Raw genomic sequence first — 23,521 nt, forward strand, 5'->3', positions numbered from 1 at the left:
TCAGTCCCGGCGGCGCACCGTGATCCGACCGCCCTTCTTGGGGGTGAAGGCTACGCCGCGGGAGTGGAACTTCTCCCCGGGCGCGGTGGTGGGCTCAATGGTCAAGCGCTCCAACACCGTCCGCAACACCACATCCATCTCCAGGTTGGCGAAGGTAGAGCCCGGGCAGCGCCGGGTGCCGCCGCCGTAGGGCATCCACTCGAACGCCGACGGGCTGCCGTCGATGTAGCGCTTGGGGTCGAATCCCTGCGGATCATCGAACGCTGCGGGGTTCTGGTGGACCTGGTTGATCGCGACGATCACCGAATAGCCGCGCGGAATCACCCACTCGCCGATCTGGATACTGGGCGCGTAGACACGCCGTCCGGAGAAGTCGATCACGGTGCACACCCGCTGCACTTCGCGAATCGTGGCGCGCCGCAATGTGTTACCGCCGGCGTCCGCCTCGGCGGTCAGTTCGTCGAGCAGTTGTGGGTAGCGGCTCAGCCGCTCGAAGACCCAGGCCATGGTCGATGCCGTGGTCTCATGTCCGGCGGCCAGCAGGGTCAACAGCTCGTCGCCGATCTCCTGGCGAGTCATGGTCGTACCGTCTTCGTGGTTGCTACGCAGCAGCCGGGTCAGAACGTCGGATCGGTTCTCGAAATCGGGGTCGGCTCGCACATCGGCGATCAGCTTGTCCAAGATGACGTCGTACTGAGCACGCCAAGCCTCCAGCTGGCCCCACGGGGTGAACCGGCCGTACTGACGAATCGGAATCGGCAGAGCCGCCAGCCGAGAGCCCAGCGTCACCCACTTGGGCAGGATCGCCCGCAGCTGATCCAGTTCAGCGCCTTCGGCTCCAAAGATGGTCCGCAGGATGACGTTCAGGGTGATCCGGTTCATCGGTCCGAAGGTCTCGAAGGACTTTCCGGTGGGCCAGCCGGCGATCTCGCGCAGAGTCTCCTCGACGATGATCTGCTCGTAGGCGCGCACGCTCTTGCCGTGGAACGGTGGGCTCAGCAAGTTGCGCCGGCGCCGATGCGCCGCGCCGTCGAGGGCGAACACCGAACCCTTGCCGAGGATCCGCGAAAGGTTGGGCTGGATGTTGCCCAGATCTTCGGGGTTGGTCAGCATGACCTGCCGGGCCAGTTCTGGGTCGGTGACGATGACGGTCGGCCCGAACAACGGGACCTCGACGGTGAAGGCGGCGCCGCACTTACGGGTCAGGCGTTGCAGCGCCCGGCGCCGGGCCAGGATGAACAACACGCCGGCCGCCAGCTTGGACCCACGCGGGCCGGGCGGCAGGTAGATCGCCGGTGAATCCGAGGTCTTGACGGTGTCCGCGGCCGTGCTGGCAACCGTGTGGGTCATGCGACGCCTCCCGACGTGGTCTTTGGTACCACTGCGTACCAATGCTTGCGGGAAACGGTACTCTTAAGTACCAACAAGTGGCAAGGCTTACGCGCAGGGAGGTGCGGCGATGACGGTGCCTGCGATCGATACCCCGGCGACCAATTCCGCCGACCCCTATCGGCACCGATTGCTCGACGGGCTGGCCGATTCGATCGCCGAGCGCGGCTACCGGGCCAGCACCGTCGCCGAGATCGTGCGCGCGGCCCGCACCTCCAAACGCACCTTCTATGACCACTTCGCCAGCAAGGAAGAGTGCCTGCTGGAGCTGCTGCGGGTGGACAACGAGGAGTTGGCGCTGCGAATCCGGGCCGAGGTGGATCCCCAGGCCGATTGGCAGGTCCAGATCCGTCAGGCGGTACAGGCCTACGTCGCCCAGATCCGGTCCCGGCCGGCGATCACGCTGAGCTGGATCCGCGACATGCCGTCACTCGGCGAGGTGGCCCGGCCGGCCCAGCGCCGCGGCCTGGAGCTGATGTCGAACCTGCTGATCGAGCTCAGCGGCAGTCCGGGGTTTCGCCGCGCGAATCTGCCGGCGCTGAGTCCGGCGCTGGCGGTGATTCTGCTGGGCGGCCTGCGCGAGCTGACCGCGCTGGCCGTCGAGGACGGTGCCGACATCGGCGTCATCACCGAGCCGGCCGTCGATGCGTCGATCGCGCTGCTGGGCCCCCGAGCCTGACTCAGTTCCAGGGCAGCGCCAGTTTGCAGATCTTGCGGACCACGGTGCCGAACTGCTTGAGCAGCGGGCCGGTGTTGTACGGCACGCCATAGCGCTCACAGATCTCGCGCACCTGCGGGGCGATCTCGGCGTAGCGGTGTGCCGGCAGGTCGGGGAACAGGTGGTGTTCCACCTGGAATGACAGGTTGCCGCTGAAGATGTGGAACCACTTGCCGCCGGTCAGGTTCGCCGAGCCGAGGATCTGGCGGTAGTACCACATGCCGCGGGACTCGTTCTCGGTCTCTTCAACGGTGAACTCCTGTGTGCCGTCAGGGAAATGCCCGCAGAAGATGATCGTGTAGGACCACACGTTGCGCATCAGGTTGGCGGTCATGTTGCCGGCGAACACCAGTGGCGCGAACGGGCCGGCCAGCAGCGGGAAGGCGACGTAGTCCTTGAGGGTCTGCCGGCGTACCTTCTGCCACGTCTCAAGCAGCATCTCCTTCTTGTCGGCGAAACCGATCTCGCCGGCCCGAATGCGCTCGGTCTCCAGCTCGTGCACCGCCACGCCGTACTGGAACAGCACCATCAGCAGGAAGGCGTAGAGCGGGTTGCCCAAGAAGTAGGGCTCCCACGGCTGCTTGTCGCTCATCCGCAGGATGCCGTAGCCCACATCGCGGTCCATGCCGACGATGTTGGTGTGGGTGTGGTGCATGTAGTTGTGCGAGTGCCGCCACTGGTCGGCCGGGCAAGCGTTGTCCCACTCGAAATCCCTGCCGTACAACGCCGGTTCGCCCATCCAGTCGTACTGACCGTGCATGACGTTGTGGCCGATCTCCATGTTGTCGAGGATCTTCGACAGACCCAGCATCACGGTGCCGGCCAGCCAGGCCGGCGGGATGATGCTGAAGAAGAGCAGGGCGCGACCACCGACCTCCAAGGTGCGCTGCGCCTTGATGATCCGATGGATGTAGTCGGCGTCGCGCTCGCCGAGGTCGTCGAGGACGCGCTGACGGAGGGCGTCGAGTTCGGCGCCGAAAGCATCGAGGTTCGCCGGCAGGTCGACGCGCGGGGCTTCGAGGACTTCGGTCGCTTCGAGAACTGGTGCGGACATGGTTGGCTCCTTGGTTTTAAAGGTCGATTTCGACGTCGCCGACGGGCACGGAGACGCAGATCTGGATGTCTTCGCTCTCGGCGGTGGAGATCGCGCCGGTGATCAGGTTGCGCACCGCGCCGCCGGTTTTGCGGCAGGTGCAGCTGTGGCAGATGCCCATCCGGCATCCGCTGACCGGTTGCAGACCGGCCGCTTCGGCCTGCTCCAGCAGAGTGCGGCCGTCGTCGACCACCGAGATGGTGCTGCCGAGAAAGCTCACCTGCCCACCGGACGGGTCGGCCGGAACCGTGAAGACCGGGGGCACGAAGCTCTCTGTGATCGCATCGGGGCATTGCTCGCGTACGGCCGACACCAGCGCCGGCGGCCCGCACACGTACACCGCTTCCGGGTTCGGCATCGCCGCCGCAAGATGCTCGGCGTCGAAATAGCCCTGCAGGTCGCCATCGTCGGGGGTGCGGGTGTAGCCATGCAGCACCTGAACTCGCGGCATGGCGGCGAGCTCGTCGTGGTAGCAGGCCTCTTCACGGCTGCGGGCGTAGTGGATGAAGGTCACCCGGCCCGCATATTGCTCGGCGGCCAGTGTGCGCAGCATCGACATCACCGGGGTGATACCGCTGCCACCGGAGATCAGCAGGATGCGGCGGGGGCGGATTGCCGGGAGCACGAAGTCGCCGCCGACGTTCTCCAGTCCGACGACCATGCCGGGCTGGGCGTTGCGGAACAGGTGCTCGGAGACGAGTCCCCCTTCGTGACGGCCGATGGTGAGCTCGATGAGGCGTTGGCCTTCGGCGCTTGCCGGCGAGTAGCACCGGGTGCGGCGGCGGCCGTCGATGTCCACGGACAGGTTGATGTGTTGGCCGGCTCGGAAACCGGGAAACGCGTCGTTGGGTTCGAGAAGCAGAGTCACGCTGCGCGGGGTGGAGCGCCGGACCGCGACGACCCGGGCCCGGGCGTCGTTACGGGTCCACGTCGGCGACACCAACTCGGTGTAGCGGTCGACCCCGTGGGGACCGGTGAGCAGATCGACCAGGCCGGAGCCCAGTACCCGCCGCGTCAAAGTTTGAGTGAACATATGTACACAGTGAACACTTGTTTACGACGAGTCAAGGGCTATTTGCCCGCTGTGTTACGCTTCACAACAGTGAACAGTCGTACGCCGAATTCACGGTCCGGGCGCACGCGGCCGCCGCGGCCCGAACGCACGCCCCGCCCGGAAAGGCCGGAGCGGGTTTCGCGCGAGGAACGCAAGGAAGCCACCCGCCGCGCCATCATCAACGCGGCGCTGACCCTGCTGGACGAACGCAGCTTCAGTGCGCTGAGCCTGCGCGAGGTGACGCGCGCCGCGCACATCGTTCCGGCCGCCTTCTACCGCCATTTCGAGTCGATGGACGCCCTGGGCCTGGTGCTTATCGACGAATCGTTTCGGGCGCTGCGCGAGACGCTGCGCGATGCCCGCACCGGCGGCGTGGACCCCAGCCGGGTGATCGAGTCCTCCGTGGAAGTCCTGGTCAACAGCGTGGCCTCCCGCCCCGAGTACTGGCGATTCATCAACCGGGAACGCTTCAGCGGGATGACCGTGCTGCGCTATGCGATCCGCACCGAGATCCGGCTGATCACTTCCGAGCTGGCCACGGATCTGGCGCGGTTTCCTGGGTTCAACGCCTGGAGCGCCGAGGATCTCAATGTCCTGGCGGGACTGTTCGTCAACGCGATGATCGTCACCGCGGAGGCCATCGAGGACGCCCCCGATGCCGAGACGCTCGCCGAGATCAAACATGTTGCCGTCAAACAACTCCGGATGATCGCGGTCGCCGCCGGCGGCTGGCGCAGCAAGCCCTGAGCGGTGTCCACCGCCGCGCGGAACGCCCCCGGGAAGCTGGCCGACGTCACCGGCCCAGGCATCACCGACCGCTGGGGCGTGACGTGCGCAGACCTGGGCGCCTCCGTGCTGGCTCCTAACGGCACCCTGGTGTCGGTGTTCGGCGACACCTTCGCCGGCGAGCGGGTCGGCCAGGGCGATTGGCGATCCCCGGTGATCCTGATCGGCACCGGCGATGCCCGGCATCGGGTGCGCTACCAACGAGCCGGCGGCACCGATGCGCACTATGCGCGCCAGCTGTGGCACTACCGACACCGCCAACCAGCATCACGGCTGGACCGCTCCGCCATCAGCACCGTGATCCCGTCGGATCTACTGCGGGTGGAGCAGATGCTCTACCTGCACGCGATCGTCAACCGCGGGTTCGGCAAGGTGGCCTGGACCGAGATCTGGCAATCGGCCGACAACGGAATCACCTGGCACAACATGGGCGCGCGATTCCCCGCTCGGCTGCATCGCGGGTACGCCCAATGCTGGTCCTGGGACTACGACCCCGACGACGGCTGGGTGTACGTGGTCTCGACCGGGTTCCAGCGCGACAAGGGCGTCATCCTGCGGAGGGTTCGCCCGGCAGACCTTGGCGACCCGAGCAAATACTCCGGCTGGGGCTACCGCGGAGAGCGCCGGGCCTGGGGCCGAGCCCCGGTGCCCATCACCCCACCCGGTGAGACGTGGGGCGAGCTGTCACTGCGACGCCTAGGCCCGCAGACCTGGGTTCTCGGCGGGTTCGAATCGTCGCGCTACGCCCTGGGCTATCGAGTGCTGGAGTCCCCTACCGCCGAACTGACCGGAGCCCCGCTGCAACACCCGCTGCTTGGGAGTAGCTGGGACGACGAGGATCACGCGTGTGGTCGAGTCGCCCAGCTCTACGGCGGCTATGTGCTGCCCGGTTCCCGGGTGGATCGCACCGGCGGGGTGGGCCTGATGGTGTCGCAGTGGAACACCGCGCACGGCTGGCCGTACCGGGTGATGCAGTTCCGCGCGACGTTGCTCAGCGGCGAGAAGGTTCTCTAGTCCGGAGGTGCCGACGCCATCGCACCTGGACGGTTAACCGAGATTCCTCAGTAACTTTCTGGGTAAATGAGCGAAACTGTCCATAAAGCTGAGTTTTTCCTGGGGACCAGCTGCTAGGATTTCCGGCCAGTGGTCCGTGTAACTCCGGCGAGGGATATCGATCGTGACAAAGGTGAAGCAGTTTCTGTGCGGTGCGGCCGTCGCAAGCTTGGTCGCGGGAACGGGTGCGGCAGTAGGGACGCAGGTGGGCCTGTCCACGGTGACCGCCGACTGGATGCTTACCGCCGAGCACGTGTTGCTGATCGGCCTCGACGGCGTCAACCTCGCCAAGGTCCTGGAATACGCCTATAACGACGACAGCGGGTTCAAGACCGCGATGGACCAGGGCATCACCGGCACCGCAAGTCTGACCAACCACACCACGCTCTCCGGGCCCTCATGGTCGACGATCCTGACCGGCGTGTGGGACGACAAGCACGGGGTCTACAACAACCTGTTCCGGCCCGAGCCGTACAACGCGTGGCCGTCGGTGTTCAACCTGATCGAGTACAACAAGCCGGAGATCGACACCACGATCATCAGCAATTGGGAGTACCTCAACGAGCTGGCCGACTCCGGCCAGTACCCGGTCGACAACAACGTCTTCGTCCCGGCCGGGGAGAGTGCCGCCGACAGCGACGAGCAGGTCACCGCGCTCACCATCGCGCAGATTCTCGCTACCGCGGACAACCCCGATGACATCTCGAGTTTCCTGTTCTCCTACCAGTCCCAGGGCGACCACGCAGGGCACTCGTTCGCCAGCGGGTCGGACGAATATATGCAGGCCATCATCAATCTCGGGGCCAACATCCAGCAGATCCTGGCCGCGATCGCTCAGGTACAGGCGATCACCGGCGACGACTGGTCGATCATGATCACCACCGACCACGGCCACCAACAGAGTGTGACCCTGCCCGGGCTCAGCATCGGCCACGGCTTCCAATCACCCAATGAGACAACGTCGTTCGTCATCTTCGATCAAGCCGGCAATGATGCGACCGACGGCAGCCAGAACCTGAACTACTCGATCGCCGACATCACCCCGACCATCTTGTCGCTGTTCGGCATCCCGTTGCGCTCGGACTTCGACGGTGTCTCCATGGCGTTCGACCCGACCGTCCTGAACAGCCTGGTGGAGCCCGTCGACCTCAAGCAGGCGCTGACCGACGCGATTGCCATGTACGGCTACCCGAACATCGGCAACGACATCACGCTGGCCATCCGGACTCTGGCCGGGTCCGTACCGTACTTCCTCGACAAGTTCGTGGTCGGGATCGACACCTTCCTGCAGGGGATCGTCGACCAGGACATCTTCCTGGTCAGCGGCCTGGCCGAGGTCGCCCAGCAGATCAACGAATTCTTCGGCGGTCTCACGGTGAACGTGACCAACACGCTGGCAATGGGAGTCACGCATCTGCTCGGGTCGGGCGTGATCGCACCCGAAGACGCGCCGCTGCCGGCGCCGGGCAGCGCCGAGTTCACCGACCTGTCGGCGCTGCTCGACCTCGAGGCCCTGCTGGGCTGATCTGCCGAAGCCGGCGGCGCCACACCCAACCACTTCAACGAGGAGACCCGACCGTGACGAAGGTGAAGCAGTTTCTGTGCGGTACGGCCGTCGCCAGCCTGGTTGCTGGAACGGGAGCCGCGGCAGTAGGGACGCAGCTGGGCCTGTCTGCCGTGACCGCCGAGTGGATGCTCGCCGCCGAACACGTGCTGCTGCTGGGCACCGACGGCACCAACCTGGACAAGATCCTGGAGTACGCCTACAACGACGACAGCGGCTTCAAGATGCTGATGGACCGGGGCATCACCGCGGCAACCACCATCGCCGGACATATGACCATGTCCACACCCTCGTGGTCGACGATCCTCACCGGTGTGTGGGACGACAAGCACGGCGTGGTCAGCAACGTCTACCGGCCCGAGCCGTATACGACCTGGCCGTCGGTGTTCAACCTGATCGAGTACTTCAAGCCTGAGGTCGACACCACCGTGATCTCCGGCCGGGGCCTGTTCACCGAGATCGCCTCGACGGGCAACTACCCGGCCGACAACATCATCGGCATCTCCGGTGGCTCCACCTCAGCGGAGATGGATGCGCTGGTCACCCAGGAGACCATCGCCCGGATCCTGGCGACCACGAACAACCCGAACCTCGACACCTTCATGTTCTCCTACCAGTCGCAGGTCGACCATGCCGGGCACTCGTACGGCGGCGGCTCGGACGAGTACCGGGACGCCGTCATCAACGTCGGGGCCAACTGGAAGGAAATCCTGGAGGCCGTCGCCGCCGCCGAGGCGGCCACCGGTGACAAGTGGACGATCATCGCGGTCACCGACCACGGCCACCAGCAGAACCCGGACCTGTTCGGATTCAGCCTCGGCCACGGCTTCCAATCACCCAACGAGACGTCCAGCTTCGTCATGTTGTCGCTGGCGGGGAACGAAGCCCAGGCAGGCGGGCAGAGCCTGGCCTACCAGACCATCGACATCACCCCGACGATCTTGCAGGCCTTCGGCATCCCGATGCGCTCAGACTTCGACGGCACCCCGATGCAGCTCGACCCAGACCTGCTCAACAGTGTGGTGTTCCCCGCCGATCTCAAGCAGGCCCTCACCGACGCGATCCACAGCTACGGCTACCCGAACATCGGCATCGACGTCATGCTGAGCATCCGGGCGCTGGCGGGCGGGGCCGGCTACTTCCTGGAGAACTACGCGCTACCGCCCATCCTGAACTACCTGCAGTCGATCGTCGACCAGGACATCTTCCTGATCAGCGGGCTCGCGGAGGGCGCACAGTGGGTGCTCAAGACCGTCGGCGGCGCCACGGCCGACGTACTCACCGATATCGGCAGGGTCGTCGCGTATTTCACCGGCGCGGGGGTCATCCCGCCGAACGACGCACCGCTGCCGCTGCCGGGAAGCGCCGAGTTCACCGGATCGCTGGAGGCCTTGCTGGCGGACCACGCCTTTGCCGCACCCGACCTGGGCGGCTCCGACCTGCCCCTGATGCTCGACGTGGATGCCCCGTTGAGCTGATACAGCTGCGCTGACGCGCGTCTCGTCAGGTGAAATAACACACGGGCCTCCTCAGCAACACCCTGCTCACATGAGCGATTTCGGGCAGAAAGCTGAGTTTTCGCTGGGTAACTGTTAGTCTTGCGCCCAATTGGCCCGCACAACTCGACGAGGGATCCGATCGTGACAACTATCAAGAAGTTCCTCAGTGGTGTGGCCGTCGCCGGCCTGGTTGCCGGCACGGGGGCCGCCGTCGGGACGCCGACAGGGTTGTCCGCAACGACGGCCGACTGGCTCCTTGCCGCCCAGCATGTGCTGTTGATCGGCACCGACGGCACCAACCTCTCCAAGATCCTGGAGTACGCGTACAACGAGGACAGCGGTTTCAAAACCGCCATGGACCAGGGCATCACCGGAGCCACCAGCGAGGTCAACCACACCACGATCTCCGGCCCGTCGTGGTCGACGATCCTCACCGGCGTGTGGGACGACAAGCACGGTGTGATCAACAATGTCTTCGAGCCCGAGCCGTACGACAAGTGGCCGACGGTGTTCAACCTGCTCGAGTACCACGACCCGAACATCGAGACCTCGGTGATCGCCGACTGGGACTACATCAACGACATGGCCGCCGCGGGCGGCTATGGGGCCGACAACAACTTGTTCGTCCCGTTCCAGAACAGCTGGGCCGACACCGACGCAGAGGTCACGGCCCAGACCATCGCCCAGATCCTGGCGACCACGACCAACCCGAACGTCGACACCTTCACGTTCTCCTACCAGGTGCAGGTCGATGAGGCCGGACACGGGTTCGGTGGCGGATCCGACGAGTACAAGCAGGCCGTCATCAATGTCGGTGACAACATTCAAGCGATCTTGGCCGCGGTGGCGCAGGCCAGGGCGGCCACCGGCGACGACTGGTCGATCATCATCACCACCGACCACGGCCACCAGCAGTCGTTGGGCTTCGGCCACGGCTTCCAATCGCCCAACGAGACTTCGCAGTTCGTCATCTTCGATCAGGCCGGCGATCACGCCACGGACGGCAGCCAGAATCTGAACTACACGATCGCCGACATAACGCCCACGATCCTGTCGTTGTTCGGCGCCCCGATGCGATCGGACTTCGACGGTGTCTCAATGGCGTTCGACCCGACCGTTTTGAACGGCCTCGTGGATCCGGTCGACCTCAAGCAGGCGCTCATCGACGCTATCGCGATGTTCGGCTACCCGAACATCGGCAACGACCTCGCCCTGGGCTTCCGTACCGTCATCGCCACCATCCCGTACCTGCTCAACGGCGTAGTCACCGATATCGACAAGATGCTGCAGGGGATTGTCGACCAGGACATCTTCCTGATCAGCGGACTGGCCCAATTCGCCCAAGAGATCAACGACTTCTTCGGCGGTCTGTCGGTGGACGCGCTGCAATTGGTGGCACATGGCGTCGCCTTCCTCACTGGCTCCGGGACCATCGAACCGACCGACCCGCCGCTGCCGCCCCCGGGAAGCTCCGAGGCCACCAGCATCGAGTCCCTGTTGGCCGACCACAGCTACTCGGCTCCCGACCTCGGGGACTCCGACCTGTCGGGGCTGCTCGACGCACTGGTGGGCTGACAGCTCTTCGCACGCCGACATGCCGCCAGGTCGTTGACCTGGCGGCATCGGTGTTTTCGGCCGAGAGACCGCACCAGCCGCGCCACTTCAGCTGTGCTGCGCTAACGTCGCGGCAGGTACCTCACCCCGCGGGGCCCGGACCCGTTCTCGATCCCTGTTGAACAAAGGAGCGGCGACACCGTGAAGACCCCCATCTGCGAGCAATACGGCATCGACTTCCCGCTTTTCGCCTTCAGCCACTGCCGCGACGTCGTGGCCGCGGTGACCAACGCAGGCGGCTTCGGCGTACTCGGCGGCGCCGCCTACACCCCTGAGCAGTTGGATCAGGAGCTGACCTGGATCGACGAGCAGGTCAAGGGAAAGCCTTACGGCATCGACATCATCGTGCCCGCTAAATTCGAAGGCAAGGGCGAGAACCTTTCCGGCCACCAACTCTCCGACCGGATTCCCGACGAGTACAAAGCCTTCATCGCAGAACTGTTGGCGCAGCACGACATTGAGCCCGACGAAAAGCCCCGGTTGGGATCTGCCATGCTCTCCGGTAGCAACGGCGAACGACTGCTCGAAGTCGCGGTCGCCCATCCCATCCGCATGATGGCCAACGCGCTGGGAGTGCCGCCGGATTACATGATCAAGTCCGGCAAGGACAACGACATCCCGGTCGCAGCGCTCGTCGGCGCCAAGGAGCACGCCCTCAAGCAAGTGGCCCAAGGCGTGGATCTGATCGTCGCCCAGGGCACCGAGGCGGGCGGACACTGCGGCGAGGTCTCCACGCTGGTGGTCGTTCCCGAAGTCATCGAAGCCATCGACAACGCCGTACCCGTGCTTGCCGCCGGCGGAATCGTCACCGGCCGACAGATGGCAGCCTGCGTGGCCTTGGGCGCCGCCGGCGCGTGGACAGGTTCGGTGTGGCTCACCACCGAGGAGGCCGAAACAGCTCCGCACACCGTGCAGAAGATGCTCGCGGCCACCTCGCGCGACACCATTCGCTCCACCGGACGCACCGGTAAGCCCGCCCGTCAACTGGTCTCCGATTGGACCGACGCATGGCGGCCCAACGACTCGGGCCACCCGACGCTGCCTCTGCCGCTGCAGTCGATGATCGCCGAACCCACACTGCGTCGCATCGACAAACTGGCCGCTACCGGACACCCCGGGGCACAAGCCCTATCCACCTATTTCGTCGGCCAGGGCGTCGGGCTGATGAACAAGGTGAAGCCCGCGCGCGACGTCGTGTTCGAGTTCGCCGAGGACTACATCGCCGCCGCCGAGCGGCTCAGTGGCTCGGTGAGTGACTGACCCTCGTTTGTCCGTCGGGGGCCGACTTCGCGGGTAGCTTGTCGTCCGTGACCGGACGCGTGATCATCCTCACCGGCCCACCCGGGGCCGGCAAGTCAACGCTCGCTTCGAAGCTTGCCTCCGATCACGGCAAGGGCGTTCATCTGCACTCAGACGACTTCTGGCACTACATCGTTTCGGGCGCGATACCCCCGTACGACCCCGCCTCGGACGCGCAGAACCAGACGGTCATGGACGTGGTCGCAGGTGCCGCCTATGCCTATGCGCTCGGCGGCTTCGCCACCGTGATCGACGGAATCATCGGGCCGTGGATGCTCGACCACTTCCGAATCCGAGCAATGCAGTACCCGAACCTGCCGCTCGACTACGTGGTCCTGCGACCGCAGCGCGACATCACGCTGCAGCGGGCCCAGGCCCGAACCGCGCCGAGCGCCCTGATCGACGAGGGGCCGATCCTCTCAATGTGGGACCAATTCTCCGACCTGGGCGAGTTCGACAACCACGTACTCGACACCTCGAGCGAAGGGGAAGAGCACAGTGCCCGCCGGGTGGCAGAAGCCATCCGTGATGGCCGCTTCCGCCTATTTGCTCGATAGCGCCCTACGGGTTCTGCGGCTCCCGCCACATCTTCCACAGTGTCGGCCCACCGTTGGGGACGTTGATCTCGCCGATCACCCGGAAGCCGAAACGCTCGTAGTACGGCACGTTTTCGTGCTTGCTGGACTCCAGGTAGGCCGGGCAGAGCTCGGCATCGCAGCGATCGAGCCGCGGTTGCATGACGGCCTGCCCGAAGCCGCGCCCCCGTACGGACGGGTCGCTGCCGATCACCGCCAGATACCAGTGCGGCTCCTCGGGATGGTTGGCATCCAGCAGGTCCGTCAGTGCGCGGCCTTGCGTCAGCCGGAAGCCGAAGGACCGGAACAACGACGGCACCATGCGCAGCTGCGACCAGATCGACTGCTTCCAGCGGTTGGGTGGATCCCACAGCGCAGCCGCCCCGACGACCGCGCCGTCGTCGGCAACCTCGACGCCGCCGCCCGCCAGGTGATGAACCCGCGTGGAGGTGCCGAAGAACGTCGTCAACTGCTCGGTGCGAGCCTGATCGTCGGGAAGCAGCCACATCGAGACCGGGTCGTCGTAGAACGCACGTCCCAACGCCTGCGCCAGCGAGGGGATGTCCGATTTCAGCGCGGGCCGCGAGTCGATTGCCATGGGCCTAGATTAATGCGTCGCATTCGGGCACCGTGCAGAGCAAGATCAGCGGCTATGAGCACGCTGCTGTGGGACCAGCACACCTGCCTGCCACTGCAGGACAGCGCCGAGGTGGCACCGCTGACCCGCTACCAGCACTCCGGCGGCGCACTGCTGTCGGTGAACGCGGGCTACGCCCCGCAGCGCTTAGCCGACACCCTGGCCCTGCTGCGGCACTTTCGTCACGCCATCGAGGCTCACCCGGGCCTGACGGTCGCGACCGGACTGGATGATGTCGACGCGATCACCGGCGCCGGCGGCATCGCGGTGGTGTTCGACCTGGAGGATTCCAACCCGCTCGACGACGATCTGGGCAATCTGGCCGTGTTGGCCGAGCATGGAGTCCGTACGTTGTTGCCGACCTACAACCACACCAACCGCGCCGGCAGCGGGTGCCTGGACGCCGTGGACTCCGGACTGACCGCGTGGGGCCGCGCGATCGTCGCCGAGATGAACGCGGTGGGCATGGTTCCCGACGGCTCCCACTGCAGCGCCCGCACCGGCCTGGATATGTGCGCGGTTTCGGCCGGCCCCGTCGTCTACAGCCATTCGTGTATGCGGGCATTGTGGGATCACCCGCGCAACATCACCGACGATCAGGCCCTGGCGTGTGCGGCCACCGGCGGCGTCGTCGGTATCACCGCGGTGGGAATCTTTCTGGGCCCCAACACACCAACCCTCGACGCGGTGGCGCACCACCTGGAATACGCGGTTGAGCTGGTGGGCATCGAACATGTAGGCGTCAGCACCGACTACTCCTTCGACCACGCCGACTTCAATGCCGAGCTGCTCGCCAACCCGCAGTTGTTCGACGAAAGCTACACCCGGTGGGGCCCGATCCAGTGGATGCCTCCGGAGACCTGGCTGGGCCTGCGTGACCACCTTTCGGCACGCGGCTGGGCCGATGACGACGTCAATGCGGTGCTTGGCGGCAACTTCCACCGGGTGGCACGTGAGACATGGCGGACCTAGGTCTTGTGTTGTCCGTTGATGAAAGGCTTTATGGTGCTGATGAATTCGCTCGGTTTCTCCAGCAGGGGGCTGTGTCCTGATCCGGCGATGACGATCGGCTGCAGTCCGGCCTGGCGGTAGCGGTCGACGTTCTGGGCGGTCGGGGTCAGCACATCACTGTCACCCCACACCACCAGCACCGGCTTGCCCAGACCCGCCAAGCGGTCGGCCACCGCCCGCTCTTCATTGATCTGGCCCGCCGTCTTGGCGTCGCACAATGCGTTGTGCGTCATCCGTTTCAACGAGCGGTAGGCCAACGCGGGAATCGGAAATTCGGCGGCGAATCCGGTCTGCAGCGAGCTCTTGTCGACGGCGTCGAGGCTGCGCAGCTTGTCTACCGCAGCGCCGAGCACCGGCCAGCACACCGCGTTGCCCAGCGCGGGCATGGCGGTCATCCCCAACCCCGCGGGAGTGTCGGAGACGATCACTCGGTCCACCAGCTCCGGTGCGCTTTCGGCCAGTGCGGTGGCCACGGTCCCACCCATCGAATGCCCGACCAGCACTGCGTGGCGCACACCCAGGGCATCGAGCGCTTGGTGCACGGCAGTTGCCTGGCCCTCGGCGCTGTAGGGGCGGCGTCGCTCGGGGCCTCGGAGCCGCCGTGGCCGACCAGGTCGATCGCGACCACCCGCGATGTGTTTGCCAGCGCGGGCGCCACCGCCTCCCACCACTGGATCGACGCCGAATAGCCGTGCAGCAGCACGACGGCGCGGTCCCCACCCGAGCCGTACTCGCGGACGTTGAGATCCGGTCCGGGCAGCTCAAGCACCCGTCCCTGCGCGAACGGCTCGGCGGCGCGTGAGATGCGGTCGGTGACCACGGTATTGACCAGCAGTGCGACGAGGACGAGCGTGATTACCAAAGCGGCAAGGCGTTTACCCACCCGCTGACCGTATCCCGGTCCTAGCCTGGATCGAGATCGAATCCACAGGAGGTAGCAGTGAGCGACCACGACATTCGGATGATCGTCTTGTCCACCGACGACCTGGACGAATCGATCAAGTTCTACAGCGAGACCCTGGGCATGCCGCTGAAGTTTCGCGACGGCGCGCACTTCGCCCCCCTCGATGGCGGCTCGGTGACGCTGGCGTTGGCGACCGCGGTGGATCACCCCATCCACGGGCAGGTGGTGGTCGGTATCAAGACCGACGATGTCGACGGCGCCGCGAAAGCCATCGAGGCCAGCGGCGGCGGAATCGCGAAGGGCCCCTACGACGACGCGCACGAGCGGCGGGCCGTGGTCTACGACAACAAGGGCAATGGGCTGGTGTTCTATAAGCCATTGGGGCGGTAAGGGTCAGCGCTGCCAAGCACGATCCAGGGGCCTTGGGCCTGGTTGAGGTCTACCATCCGGATTGTGACCATGACACCACCTCCTTGGCCCACACCGCCGCCCGCCCCGTCATCCCGGCGATCCACTGCGGTATTCGCGGCGCTTGCTGCGTTGCTATCTGTCGCCGCGTTGATCGTGGCGATCATTTCGCTAACCCGATCAGCAGATGCCTCATCGCCTCACTACACGGCCGCGCAGCAGGCCGACGCGAAGAAGCGCCTCTGTGACAGTTACAAGCTTGCAGCTCATGCGGAACACATTGAGACGAACACGCCTAATAACGTTGCGCTCGGGAGGCTGTCCGCAACCAACGGCGCACTGATCCTGGAGACGGCCGCAGCGGACCCTGCCCTAGACCCAAAGTACCGCGATGCAGCCCGCGCGCTCGCACTCACTTACCAAACGCTCGTGGCGGTTGCCACTGGTAAAGATGGAGGAGACCCGGAGCTCGAAGCGGTGGTTACGGACGCAAACGCCAAAGACCGCGTGATGACCGAGCTTTGCGGCAATTAGTCACCTTCTAGAGGCGGTGAACGTCGGTTGAAGGCACTCCGATGCTGCGCCATCGGCTCAAACATTTGGCCCACAAGATCAGCCTGTCCAAGCCGTACATCGCGACCACTCCCCGCTGGAGCGGCAACTAGGTTTCCGCCTGCGCCAGCTAACGCGCTGCCCCCGCCATTACGTTCAGTGCCCAGGACGTCCGCCTGCCGACCGACCGCAGTCTCGATCAGGATGTAAACGCGAAATCGCGTTGAGGGCTACCATCCGCAATGTGACCATGCCATCGCCCTCCTGGTCGGCACCACCTCCTGTTCAGCCTCATCGTCGGTCAGCCCTTGTACTCGCAACGCTCGCCACCTTGCTGGGCATTGCCTCCGTAATATTGGCTGTTGCGGCATTGATTCGGCCGGCAACCAGTCCCACTCCTTCGGCAGCCCAGAAGACGGCCGCGAGGGCGGACCTGTGCGATCGGTTCAAACCTGCTAGGAGCGCGATACACATCGAGACCAACGGCCCCGATGCGGGTCTTGGACGTATCGCTTTGATTAACGGCGCGCTGGTCCTAGAGAGCGCTACTGCGAATCCAGCCTTGGACCCCACATATCGCGACGCAGCCCAAGCCGTGGAGTCGGCCTACCAGGATCTAGTTATTGAATCTTCCAGCGGCAAGGCGGGCGATCCTCGGTTCGATAACGTCGTGAATACCGCCAACGCCAAAGAACGCGTATTGAAGGAACTATGCGGTGACTGATTCACCGACTGATCTTCCCCCGGGTAAATGGTCATTTTACTTGGTGGGCACATGGTGGCCTGGCGCCCCGACCCGACCCGAGAGCGGCATCCAGCACTGGTCTAGTCAATCTGACGCCAAAGAGAACGAAGCTATGGAACTCCGGGACTTCACAAACGGCGTAAGCGCGAGAAACAGTGGAAAAACCACGGAAGACGAGCTAATGCGGCTACGTATCGGCTACAACCGCCTGACGAACGCCGCCGAGCACTGTCGGAGCAAAAGCACAGCTAGCGACAGCGTAGTCAAGGCCGTTAATGAACTCCGTCAGAATTTGACGAATATCGCCGCCCAGTACAACCCACAGATCGACGACCGCGTAGCGAAAAATACGCCCGAGGCAATGACCGAAGCCATTGGGCTAATCGTCGAAGCCAACAGCAAAGCAGCCGAACATAGCTCAGAAGCCAACCGACAGATCATTGAGGCAACCCAGCAGATGTTCAAGGATCTGGGCCTCGAAGGCGACGCCCAGAAATGGCTGCAAGATAACGGCGCACAATTCAGCACGTCACCGCCGCAACCACCCACCGGCGAAGAGCTGAGCAGAAAGGCGGCTGGTACCGACCAGCTTCCATTCCCTGGGGATGCGGAGAACCGCCCCATTCCCAGGAGCGTGGACGATCTCCTTCTTCCGGAAGGCCGCGCCAACAGCGCCGCAGGCGGCAACGACACTGGCGGGACGGGCGGTACCGACAGGGGCGGCCAAGCGGTTCCAGGCGGCGGAGCGCCCAGCGACGGCAACAGTGCGGTTGGACCAGCCGCCGGGCACGGGGGCGTAACCGAGCCGGGGGGAGCAACCGGAGGCGTTGGCGTCGTCGGGCCGACAGATGCGTCCGGTGCGGGCCCAAACCCGGGCGCCAGCGGCACTACCGGCGGTACGGGCGGCACCGGCACAAACAGCGGCGGCGTGGTCACCAGTAGCGCTGCTGGCGGCACCGGCGGCACCGGCACAGGCAGTAGTGGCGTGGTTACCAGTAGCGCTGCTGGCGGTACAGGCGGCACCGGCACAAGCAGTAGTGGCATCGCCGGATCTCCAGGTGACCAAACGGGCATCACTAACCTCGCCGCGAGCGGGCCGTCAGGTGGGGGCGGCGGCTTCTCGGGAGGAGGGGTCGGATCACCAGGCGGCATGCCACCTCCCATGGCTTCCGGCATGTCAGGCCTGGGCAGCCCCGGCGGCGGTGGGATGCCACCCGGCCTTCCGGGCGGCGGGCCGACCCAGGCGCTCGCATCGGGCATGCCTGGTGGTGGACCTGCGGGGCCGGGAGGGCCGCCATCACCATTGGCGCCAGGCGGAGCAGGCCCCGGGGGGTTCGGTCAGCCATCGCAGATTCCCCCCTCGCCGTCCGTGACGCCGATGGCCGGCGGCGCGCTGGGCAATATGGCCCAATTGGCCAGCCCTAACACCGAGATCGCCCCGTCCGCACCCACCGCCGGCGCGACACCGGCAGCACCAACGGCACCGCCGGTAACAGCGAGCCCGGCCTCGGCATCGTCGGGGCCGATCAGCGCCGGCCCGGCGGTCCCGTCGGGCCCCTTGCCCGGCTACGGGGCAGACCTGCGCCCAGCAGCTGGCGCCGTCCCGGCCACACCGACCGCACCTGCCGGTCCTGCGGGCCCGACTCCCCCGCCCCCGCCCGGCGGCGCCACGACGCCGACGTCCGGGGGGCCAACCGTTGCCTCCACCGGCGATCGTCCGGCACCGGGCAAACCGACGCCCAGCGCAGCCAGTCAGTCCGGCGCATCGGTGGCCGGGAGCATGGGCGCTGGGGGCACGGCCGGGGCCGGAGCCGGTACGGCCGCCCGGCGTCTGGCCGAACATCATGATCTGCAGCGCAAGGTCGACTGCGTGGCCCGCCAGGCGCCGAACCTAACTTGGGCGGCCGGCCTTCGCGACGACGAGACCACCACCGTGCTGGCCACCGACTTGGCCGGCGGCTGGATCCCGCCCACCGTCAAACTCCCGCCCGGGCTCACGCTTCTGGATCCGGCCCACCGCCGCCGTGACACCAGCGCGGTCGATCTGCTGGGTGCGGTGATCGCGGCCGCAGCCCACCAACCGAACACCTACGTCACCGAGGCCGGTCCGAACGATCCGATTCCCGGCAGTGGGGAGCGCGCCCGCTATGGCCAGCACGTCGACGAGCTAGGTCCCACGCTCATCGATATCACCGGCACCAACGACCGCCTACCGCGGATCGTGCAGACCGTGGCACGCGCCGTGGCACGCAGATCCGGCGTCGCCGACAACGAGATCGCGCTATTCCGGCAGGTAGTCACCGATACGCAGACGCGCGTACTCTCGGCCTATCCCCAACATGCTCCGCGGGATGTCGCCGACTGGATGCTGTTGGCGGCCATCGACGCCCTGATCGACGGAAGCGAAGAGCTGGCCCGCTACCACCTGGCGTGGTATCTGGCAGTGGCAGTACGGCATGGAGGTGTTAGGCCATGACAGACGACTTCGTGAGGCACTACGGTGCGGACTTCTTGCACATTGCGCTCTCACAGCCCCCGACGCCGGTCCCCCCGGGACCGGTCCATCCCGGCGGATCGTCCCCGGTCGACGCCACGATGGCCGCATTCGGTGCCGCAACCAACCTGAACCTGGTCGAGGAGAACACCGAACTCGCCAACGATCACCGGGACCGCACCGGCCACGCCGCCGATGCCGTGCGCAAGTTCGGCGAGCACGAGGCCGACGCGGCATCGAAGTTCCAGAACGTCGCCTCGCAGGGTGACGCCTTGATGGCACAGCAATCACCGCAGGAAGCCATGGGCGGGGCGATGCAGGGTGTCAACGGCGCGATGCAGGGCATCACCAGCGCACTCAGCGGGGCTCTCGGTGCGGTGAGCAAGCTGCCCCAGGGGTTGATGCAGGCCGGCCAGGGCGCGTTGTCGCCGCTGATGAGCGCCGCGTCGTCGCTGGGCAAAGCGGGGCTCGGCGGCACCACGCTGGCCTCGGACATCAGTCCCGACCCCGGCTTGGGCGGCGGGGACTTCGGCTCGGGCGGAAGCGGCGGAGGGCTGGGCCTGGGCACCACGCCGGCCAGCAATCTGGGCCCGCCCCCGGTTCCGGGGACATCGACACCGACCACGCCCGCCAGCTCCCTGGCCAATACCGGTGCGGCCGGCCCCGCGGGCGGTGCGCCCACCGCGGGCGGGGGCGGCGGCGGGATGATGCCGATGATGCCCGGCGGGGCAGGCGCCGGCGGCAAGGGCGGCAAAGATGACAAGGCCGACGCGAAGCGGATCGCCGCCCCCGGGGTGCCCAACGGCCAGCCCGTCAAGGGCCGCACTACGGCCCCGCCCAATGTGCCGGTGACCAAGTCCGTCGCAAAGGACGCCGGCCATCCCGGCATCACGCCGCTGAAACGCATTGTGGACAAAGACGATTCGTCGAAGTGACCGCGCCCACCTGCGCTACTTGACCCGCTCGGAGATCATTTGCGCCACGGTTTCTGCGATCTGATCCGACCGCGGAATCCCTTGGACAACGACATCAATCAGCACCGACGATGCAACGCGGTACATGACGCTCTGCGAGTTTCCAGGGAAGACCAGGGCAACGGTGGTTGGATCCTGCTTGTTCAGGCTGAATTCGTAAAGCTTTGCCCGTAGCGCCGCACAGGCCTCGAAAGAGGCTGCGAGGCGGTCGAATTCAGCTCTCGCCGCGCCTTCGTCAGTATAGATTCCGATCCCCTGCGCGACGGTAGAGATGGTGCTTATCTCTCCACCAGCGGCCGTGTATGTCACGGCACGAAACTGTGACCAGTTGTGACCGAAAGCGTCTTCTTGGCCAAACACCGGGCGACACTGCTCCGGCGTGTAGGAGCTTTCGTGATGCGACACCGGCGCGTCCCTCACCGGCAGCGAAGTGAGATCGTCACGGTCAGCGACATGCTGGACGTCGCCGAGGCCGACGAGCAACGAACCGGCGTCAATGCCGGGTGCCGCGCCAACACCACCGGAATGGCAGGAACTTAGCGCCGCGAAAAGACAGCACGTTATCGCCGGACTCTTAAATCCCTTGCGAATCACGCTAATCCCTCCCAAAGACCACAGGATCAGACACCGATAAGCGCGGCGTTCTGTCGCCTCAGGAACGAACCGATCAGGTCGACCACCACCCAGTGTCGCGCCACATCGATCCCAGTGATGATTCCTAGGTTGCTGGTGGAGCCGTCGACTTCCGCTGTTACCGGCGAGCCGATGATTTTGGCATCGATGCCGGCGTTCGCGTCGTCCGCGGCGACGACGACTCGATCGATGCCGGCAGGGACGTCGACCACGTGCCCTTCGACGACTCTGCCGTCGAGGTCTGTCCACGCTGCGCGAGCCCGGTTGTGTTGCACCGCATCGATTGTCTCGATCGTGTCGGCTGTGGGCGGCCTGCCGTTGACTGTTCCGTTGACGGGCAGAGGCCAGCCGCCCGGACCGGAACTGAACACCGCCAGCGCAGATGTCGGCATCGTCCAAGGCTCATCGGCCACTCGCGGACGTGATTCACCCGCCGCCAGGTAGGCGATCTGGCCGACCTTGGTCCGAGTTGGGGCCAACCCAGCGTCTTCGATCTTCATGACGGCGACCGGAGCATCGCCGTCACCGTGGGCGCACTGTGCGCCGGTCACAAAGCCGGTGGACCGTCGGCCCGCGGCGTCCGGATCCGGGAAATCCACATAAAAGCCGGTCGTACACACGGTCGCCGTGGATCCCTCGCCCACCAATACCTGAATGCCGGGCCGCAACTGCGACACCGGTCTCGGCGCCACCGTCGCTTCATTGACTGTAGGGGGAAGGTTCTCCATATATGTTGCCCCAGCCGACGGAGCCGTCGCAGTCGAAGCGCTTCCGGGATTCCTCGCCCCACAACCAGGCACCGCCAAAACGAGGACTGCCCCCACGACGCTCAATGCACGGGCCGCCGCAGCGAACGCGCCCGACTGGTCCGCCATAGCGCAAAACCTACGCGCGTCGTCGTCATCGCGTGTGCGCAAGTGACTGGTTCCCGCTGGCCAAGGCCAGTAATGTCGTCGCGGTGCGCTTTGTCGCCGCAGGGGGCGGCGGCGCCGAGCGTGCGTCGTTAGGGGTAGCAGAGCATGCCGCTGAGTCTGTCGAACCGGGACCAGAACTCCGGTCACCTGTTCTACAACCGACGACTGCGCGCCGCCACCACCAAATTCTCGGTGCGGATGAAGCACGACGACCGCAAGCAGACCGCCGCCATCGTGCTGTCCATCGTGCTGATCTTCATCGGCATGGGCTGGATGCTGCTGCTGAACGTGCTGCGTCCGGCCGGGATCGTGCGGACGTCGTCGATCGTCGGCGACCGCGACTCCGGTGCGATCTACGCGCGCATCGACGGGCGGTTGTACCCGGCGCTGAACATCACCTCGGCGCGGCTGGCGGTCGGAAACGCGCAGGTGCCCACCTGGGTCAAGCCCGCGGAGATCGCCAAGTACCCGACCGGCCCCATGATCGGCATCCCCGGCGCCCCGACATCATTGGTCGCCAATACCGGCGCCCCCTCGGCGTGGGCGGTCTGCGACACCGCCGGCTCCCCGCGCCGTGCCGAACCCCCCGTGGTCACCGCGATCGCGGGCCCGTTGAGCCCGGCCGGCCGCGCCGCGCCGCTGGCCTCGGGCGCGGCCGTGCTGACCCGCTTCCAGGGCGCCACGTACGTCATCTGGGGCGGCAAGCGGTCCCAGGTCGATCCCGCCGATCGGGCGATCACCCTGAGCCTCGGCATCGACCCCGGCATCACCGCTCCGGTGGAGATGTCGCGGGCACTGTTCGACGCGCTGCCGAGCACCGAACCGCTGCGGGTCCCGGTGATTCCCCTGGCGGGCACGCCGTCGCAGTGGGTGCCCGGGTCCCAGGTGGGGGCGGTGCTGGAGACCCGCACGGCCGGTGGCGGCTCCCAGTTCTACGTGTTGGTGCCCGACGGGGTCCAGAAGATCACCAGCTTCGTGGCCGACCTGATTCGCAGCGCGAACTCTTTCGGGTCCGTGGCGCCCCTGGTGGTCAGCCCGGACAAGCTGGTCAACATCCCGGAAGTGGGCACGCTGCCCGTCGAGTACTACCCCAACAGCAGGCTCAAGTTCGTCGATACCGCCGCCGACCCGACGACGTGCGTGGGCTGGGAAAAGGCTTCCGGCGACCGGCAGGCGCGGATCACCTTGTACAACGGGCGCGGCCTGCCCGTGTCGCCGGGGATGGACAACCGGATCGTCCGGCTGGTGCGCGATGACCGCAGCCCCACCTCCGTGGTGGCCAACCAGGTTTTGGTGTTGCCGGGCGCAACCAACTTCGTCACCTCGACCAGTGAACTGCTCGACTCCGATTCCCGTGAAACCCTCTTCTGGGTGTCACCCAACGGTGTCCGGTTCGGCATCGCCGCCGAGAGCGAGACCCTGCGCGGCCTCGGCCTGGATCCCGGCTCGGCGCAGCAGGCGCCGTGGCCGCTGCTGCGCACCTTCGCGACCGGTCCGGAACTGTCGCGGCATGCCGCGCTGCTGGCACGCGACACCGTGGCCTCGGCCGGCGCGGTGCAGCCGGTGGTCCCCAACAATCAGCAGGGCGTCCCGGGAGGGCACTGA

The 23,521-nt window shown here is 66.0% G+C and carries 22 protein-coding genes and 1 pseudogene; 15 read left to right on the plus strand and 8 right to left on the minus strand.

The annotated features are described in order from the left end of the window. Window positions 1-1,350 carry a cytochrome P450 gene (locus ACJH5R_RS21055; RefSeq protein WP_406782822.1) on the minus strand — a complete coding sequence of 450 codons (1,350 nt, stop codon included), beginning with the start codon at window positions 1,348-1,350 and terminating at the stop codon, window positions 1-3. A 109-nt stretch (window positions 1,351-1,459) separates the two neighbouring features. Between ACJH5R_RS21055 and ACJH5R_RS21060 the strand changes: the two genes are divergently transcribed. Next, on the plus strand, window positions 1,460-2,068 hold the full coding sequence (locus tag ACJH5R_RS21060) for a TetR/AcrR family transcriptional regulator (protein ID WP_406782823.1): 609 nt from the start codon (window positions 1,460-1,462) through the stop codon (window positions 2,066-2,068). 1 nt (window position 2,069) lies between these two features. On the opposite strand, the gene ACJH5R_RS21065 is transcribed toward ACJH5R_RS21060, so the two are convergent. Continuing rightward, window positions 2,070-3,161 (minus strand): fatty acid desaturase family protein, encoded by a 1,092-nt coding sequence (locus tag ACJH5R_RS21065; protein WP_406759413.1) that lies wholly within the window; start codon window positions 3,159-3,161, stop codon window positions 2,070-2,072. 16 nt (window positions 3,162-3,177) lie between these two features. After that, window positions 3,178-4,233 (minus strand): ferredoxin reductase, encoded by a 1,056-nt coding sequence (locus ACJH5R_RS21070; protein WP_406782824.1) that lies wholly within the window; start codon window positions 4,231-4,233, stop codon window positions 3,178-3,180. A 69-nt stretch (window positions 4,234-4,302) separates the two neighbouring features. Here ACJH5R_RS21070 and ACJH5R_RS21075 point away from each other — a divergent pair, with 69 nt between their 5' ends. The 7 genes from ACJH5R_RS21075 to ACJH5R_RS21105 all read left to right on the plus strand — a co-directional run bounded on the left by ACJH5R_RS21075 (window position 4,303) and on the right by ACJH5R_RS21105 (window position 12,626). Next, complete coding sequence (locus ACJH5R_RS21075) at window positions 4,303-5,001, plus strand: TetR family transcriptional regulator (RefSeq protein WP_406759415.1); 699 nt, start codon at window positions 4,303-4,305, stop codon at window positions 4,999-5,001. A 3-nt stretch (window positions 5,002-5,004) separates the two neighbouring features. After that, window positions 5,005-6,054 (plus strand): DUF4185 domain-containing protein, encoded by a 1,050-nt coding sequence (locus ACJH5R_RS21080; protein WP_406759416.1) that lies wholly within the window; start codon window positions 5,005-5,007, stop codon window positions 6,052-6,054. Between the two features lie 163 nt (window positions 6,055-6,217). After that, window positions 6,218-7,618, plus strand: a complete 1,401-nt coding sequence (locus ACJH5R_RS21085; protein ID WP_406759417.1) for an alkaline phosphatase family protein — start codon at window positions 6,218-6,220, stop codon at window positions 7,616-7,618. Between the two features lie 53 nt (window positions 7,619-7,671). Next, window positions 7,672-9,135: an alkaline phosphatase family protein gene (locus tag ACJH5R_RS21090; protein WP_406759418.1), complete on the plus strand. Its 1,464-nt coding sequence runs from the start codon at window positions 7,672-7,674 to the stop codon at window positions 9,133-9,135. Window positions 9,136-9,297: 162 nt separating this feature from the next. Further along, the gene (locus tag ACJH5R_RS21095) at window positions 9,298-10,731 is read left to right on the plus strand and encodes an alkaline phosphatase family protein (protein WP_406759419.1); all 1,434 of its coding nucleotides are present in this window, start codon (window positions 9,298-9,300) and stop codon (window positions 10,729-10,731) included. 180 nt (window positions 10,732-10,911) lie between these two features. Continuing rightward, entirely contained in the window at window positions 10,912-12,030 is a 1,119-nt protein-coding gene (locus ACJH5R_RS21100; protein WP_406782825.1) for a nitronate monooxygenase, read from the plus strand. Between the two features lie 47 nt (window positions 12,031-12,077). Continuing rightward, complete coding sequence (locus tag ACJH5R_RS21105) at window positions 12,078-12,626, plus strand: AAA family ATPase (RefSeq protein WP_406782826.1); 549 nt, start codon at window positions 12,078-12,080, stop codon at window positions 12,624-12,626. A gap of 4 nt (window positions 12,627-12,630) precedes the next feature. Here the strand turns inward: ACJH5R_RS21105 and ACJH5R_RS21110 are convergent, their stop codons facing one another. Next, on the minus strand, window positions 12,631-13,242 hold the full coding sequence (locus ACJH5R_RS21110; protein ID WP_406759421.1) for a GNAT family N-acetyltransferase: 612 nt from the start codon (window positions 13,240-13,242) through the stop codon (window positions 12,631-12,633). A gap of 54 nt (window positions 13,243-13,296) precedes the next feature. Between ACJH5R_RS21110 and ACJH5R_RS21115 the strand changes: the two genes are divergently transcribed. Beyond that, window positions 13,297-14,253, plus strand: coding sequence for a dipeptidase (locus ACJH5R_RS21115; RefSeq protein ID WP_406782827.1), 957 nt, complete (start codon window positions 13,297-13,299; stop codon window positions 14,251-14,253). On the opposite strand, the gene ACJH5R_RS21120 is transcribed toward ACJH5R_RS21115, so the two are convergent. Together ACJH5R_RS21120 and ACJH5R_RS21125 are read right to left on the minus strand one after the other, a co-directional pair. Then, a complete protein-coding gene (locus tag ACJH5R_RS21120) occupies window positions 14,250-14,963 on the minus strand; it encodes an alpha/beta fold hydrolase (RefSeq protein WP_406782828.1) in 714 nt (237 codons plus the stop codon). The two genes, ACJH5R_RS21115 and ACJH5R_RS21120, sit on opposite strands and share 4 nt — an antisense overlap. Beyond that, window positions 14,930-15,346, minus strand: a pseudogene (locus ACJH5R_RS21125) (alpha/beta fold hydrolase); the annotation flags it as partial. The pseudogene ACJH5R_RS21125 and the gene ACJH5R_RS21120, both read right to left, overlap by 34 nt. On the opposite strand from ACJH5R_RS21125, the gene ACJH5R_RS21130 reads away from it, so the two are divergent. From ACJH5R_RS21130 to ACJH5R_RS21150, 5 genes are all read left to right on the plus strand, one after another. Further along, window positions 15,254-15,586, plus strand: coding sequence for a VOC family protein (locus tag ACJH5R_RS21130; protein ID WP_406782829.1), 333 nt, complete (start codon window positions 15,254-15,256; stop codon window positions 15,584-15,586). The pseudogene ACJH5R_RS21125 and the gene ACJH5R_RS21130 overlap by 93 nt on opposite strands. 69 nt (window positions 15,587-15,655) lie before the next feature. Then, the gene (locus ACJH5R_RS21135; protein WP_406782852.1) at window positions 15,656-16,138 is read left to right on the plus strand and encodes a hypothetical protein; all 483 of its coding nucleotides are present in this window, start codon (window positions 15,656-15,658) and stop codon (window positions 16,136-16,138) included. Window positions 16,139-16,487: 349 nt separating this feature from the next. Continuing rightward, a complete protein-coding gene (locus tag ACJH5R_RS21140) occupies window positions 16,488-16,880 on the plus strand; it encodes a hypothetical protein (protein ID WP_406782830.1) in 393 nt (130 codons plus the stop codon). 1,399 nt (window positions 16,881-18,279) lie between these two features. Beyond that, entirely contained in the window at window positions 18,280-19,377 is a 1,098-nt protein-coding gene (locus ACJH5R_RS21145; protein WP_406782853.1) for a DUF5631 domain-containing protein, read from the plus strand. Then, window positions 19,374-20,330 carry a hypothetical protein gene (locus ACJH5R_RS21150; protein ID WP_406782831.1) on the plus strand — a complete coding sequence of 319 codons (957 nt, stop codon included), beginning with the start codon at window positions 19,374-19,376 and terminating at the stop codon, window positions 20,328-20,330. The genes ACJH5R_RS21145 and ACJH5R_RS21150 overlap by 4 nt, the downstream gene beginning before the upstream one ends. Window positions 20,331-20,345: 15 nt before the next feature. Here ACJH5R_RS21150 and ACJH5R_RS21155 read toward each other — a convergent pair whose 3' ends face one another. Both ACJH5R_RS21155 and ACJH5R_RS21160 read right to left on the minus strand, forming a co-directional pair. Then, a complete protein-coding gene (locus tag ACJH5R_RS21155) occupies window positions 20,346-20,963 on the minus strand; it encodes a sensor domain-containing protein (protein ID WP_406782832.1) in 618 nt (205 codons plus the stop codon). Window positions 20,964-20,989: 26 nt separating this feature from the next. Further along, entirely contained in the window at window positions 20,990-21,694 is a 705-nt protein-coding gene (locus tag ACJH5R_RS21160) for a hypothetical protein (RefSeq protein ID WP_406782833.1), read from the minus strand. A gap of 327 nt (window positions 21,695-22,021) precedes the next feature. Between ACJH5R_RS21160 and eccB the strand changes: the two genes are divergently transcribed. After that, a complete protein-coding gene (eccB, locus tag ACJH5R_RS21165) occupies window positions 22,022-23,521 on the plus strand; it encodes a type VII secretion protein EccB (RefSeq protein ID WP_406782834.1) in 1,500 nt (499 codons plus the stop codon).

Origin of the sequence: Mycobacterium sp. SMC-19 (assembly GCF_045310815.1) — a bacterium.
In the GTDB taxonomy this organism is placed as follows: Bacteria; Actinomycetota; Actinomycetes; order Mycobacteriales; family Mycobacteriaceae; genus Mycobacterium.

What these genes read in the sequence shown, in the direction of transcription:
- ACJH5R_RS21055 (WP_406782822.1), bottom strand. Translation starts at nt 1,350, where the DNA reads ATGACCCACACGGTTGCCAGCACGGCCGCGGACACCGTCAAGACCTCG.
- ACJH5R_RS21060 (WP_406782823.1), top strand. Translation starts at nt 1,460, where the DNA reads ATGACGGTGCCTGCGATCGATACCCCGGCGACCAATTCCGCCGACCCC.
- ACJH5R_RS21065 (WP_406759413.1), bottom strand. Translation starts at nt 3,161, where the DNA reads ATGTCCGCACCAGTTCTCGAAGCGACCGAAGTCCTCGAAGCCCCGCGC.
- ACJH5R_RS21070 (WP_406782824.1), bottom strand. Translation starts at nt 4,233, where the DNA reads ATGTTCACTCAAACTTTGACGCGGCGGGTACTGGGCTCCGGCCTGGTC.
- ACJH5R_RS21110 (WP_406759421.1), bottom strand. Translation starts at nt 13,242, where the DNA reads ATGGCAATCGACTCGCGGCCCGCGCTGAAATCGGACATCCCCTCGCTG.
- ACJH5R_RS21115 (WP_406782827.1), top strand. Translation starts at nt 13,297, where the DNA reads ATGAGCACGCTGCTGTGGGACCAGCACACCTGCCTGCCACTGCAGGAC.
- ACJH5R_RS21130 (WP_406782829.1), top strand. Translation starts at nt 15,254, where the DNA reads ATGATCGTCTTGTCCACCGACGACCTGGACGAATCGATCAAGTTCTAC.
- ACJH5R_RS21135 (WP_406782852.1), top strand. Translation starts at nt 15,656, where the DNA reads ATGACACCACCTCCTTGGCCCACACCGCCGCCCGCCCCGTCATCCCGG.
- ACJH5R_RS21145 (WP_406782853.1), top strand. Translation starts at nt 18,280, where the DNA reads ATGGCCGGCGGCGCGCTGGGCAATATGGCCCAATTGGCCAGCCCTAAC.
- ACJH5R_RS21150 (WP_406782831.1), top strand. Translation starts at nt 19,374, where the DNA reads ATGACAGACGACTTCGTGAGGCACTACGGTGCGGACTTCTTGCACATT.
- eccB (WP_406782834.1), top strand. Translation starts at nt 22,022, where the DNA reads ATGCCGCTGAGTCTGTCGAACCGGGACCAGAACTCCGGTCACCTGTTC.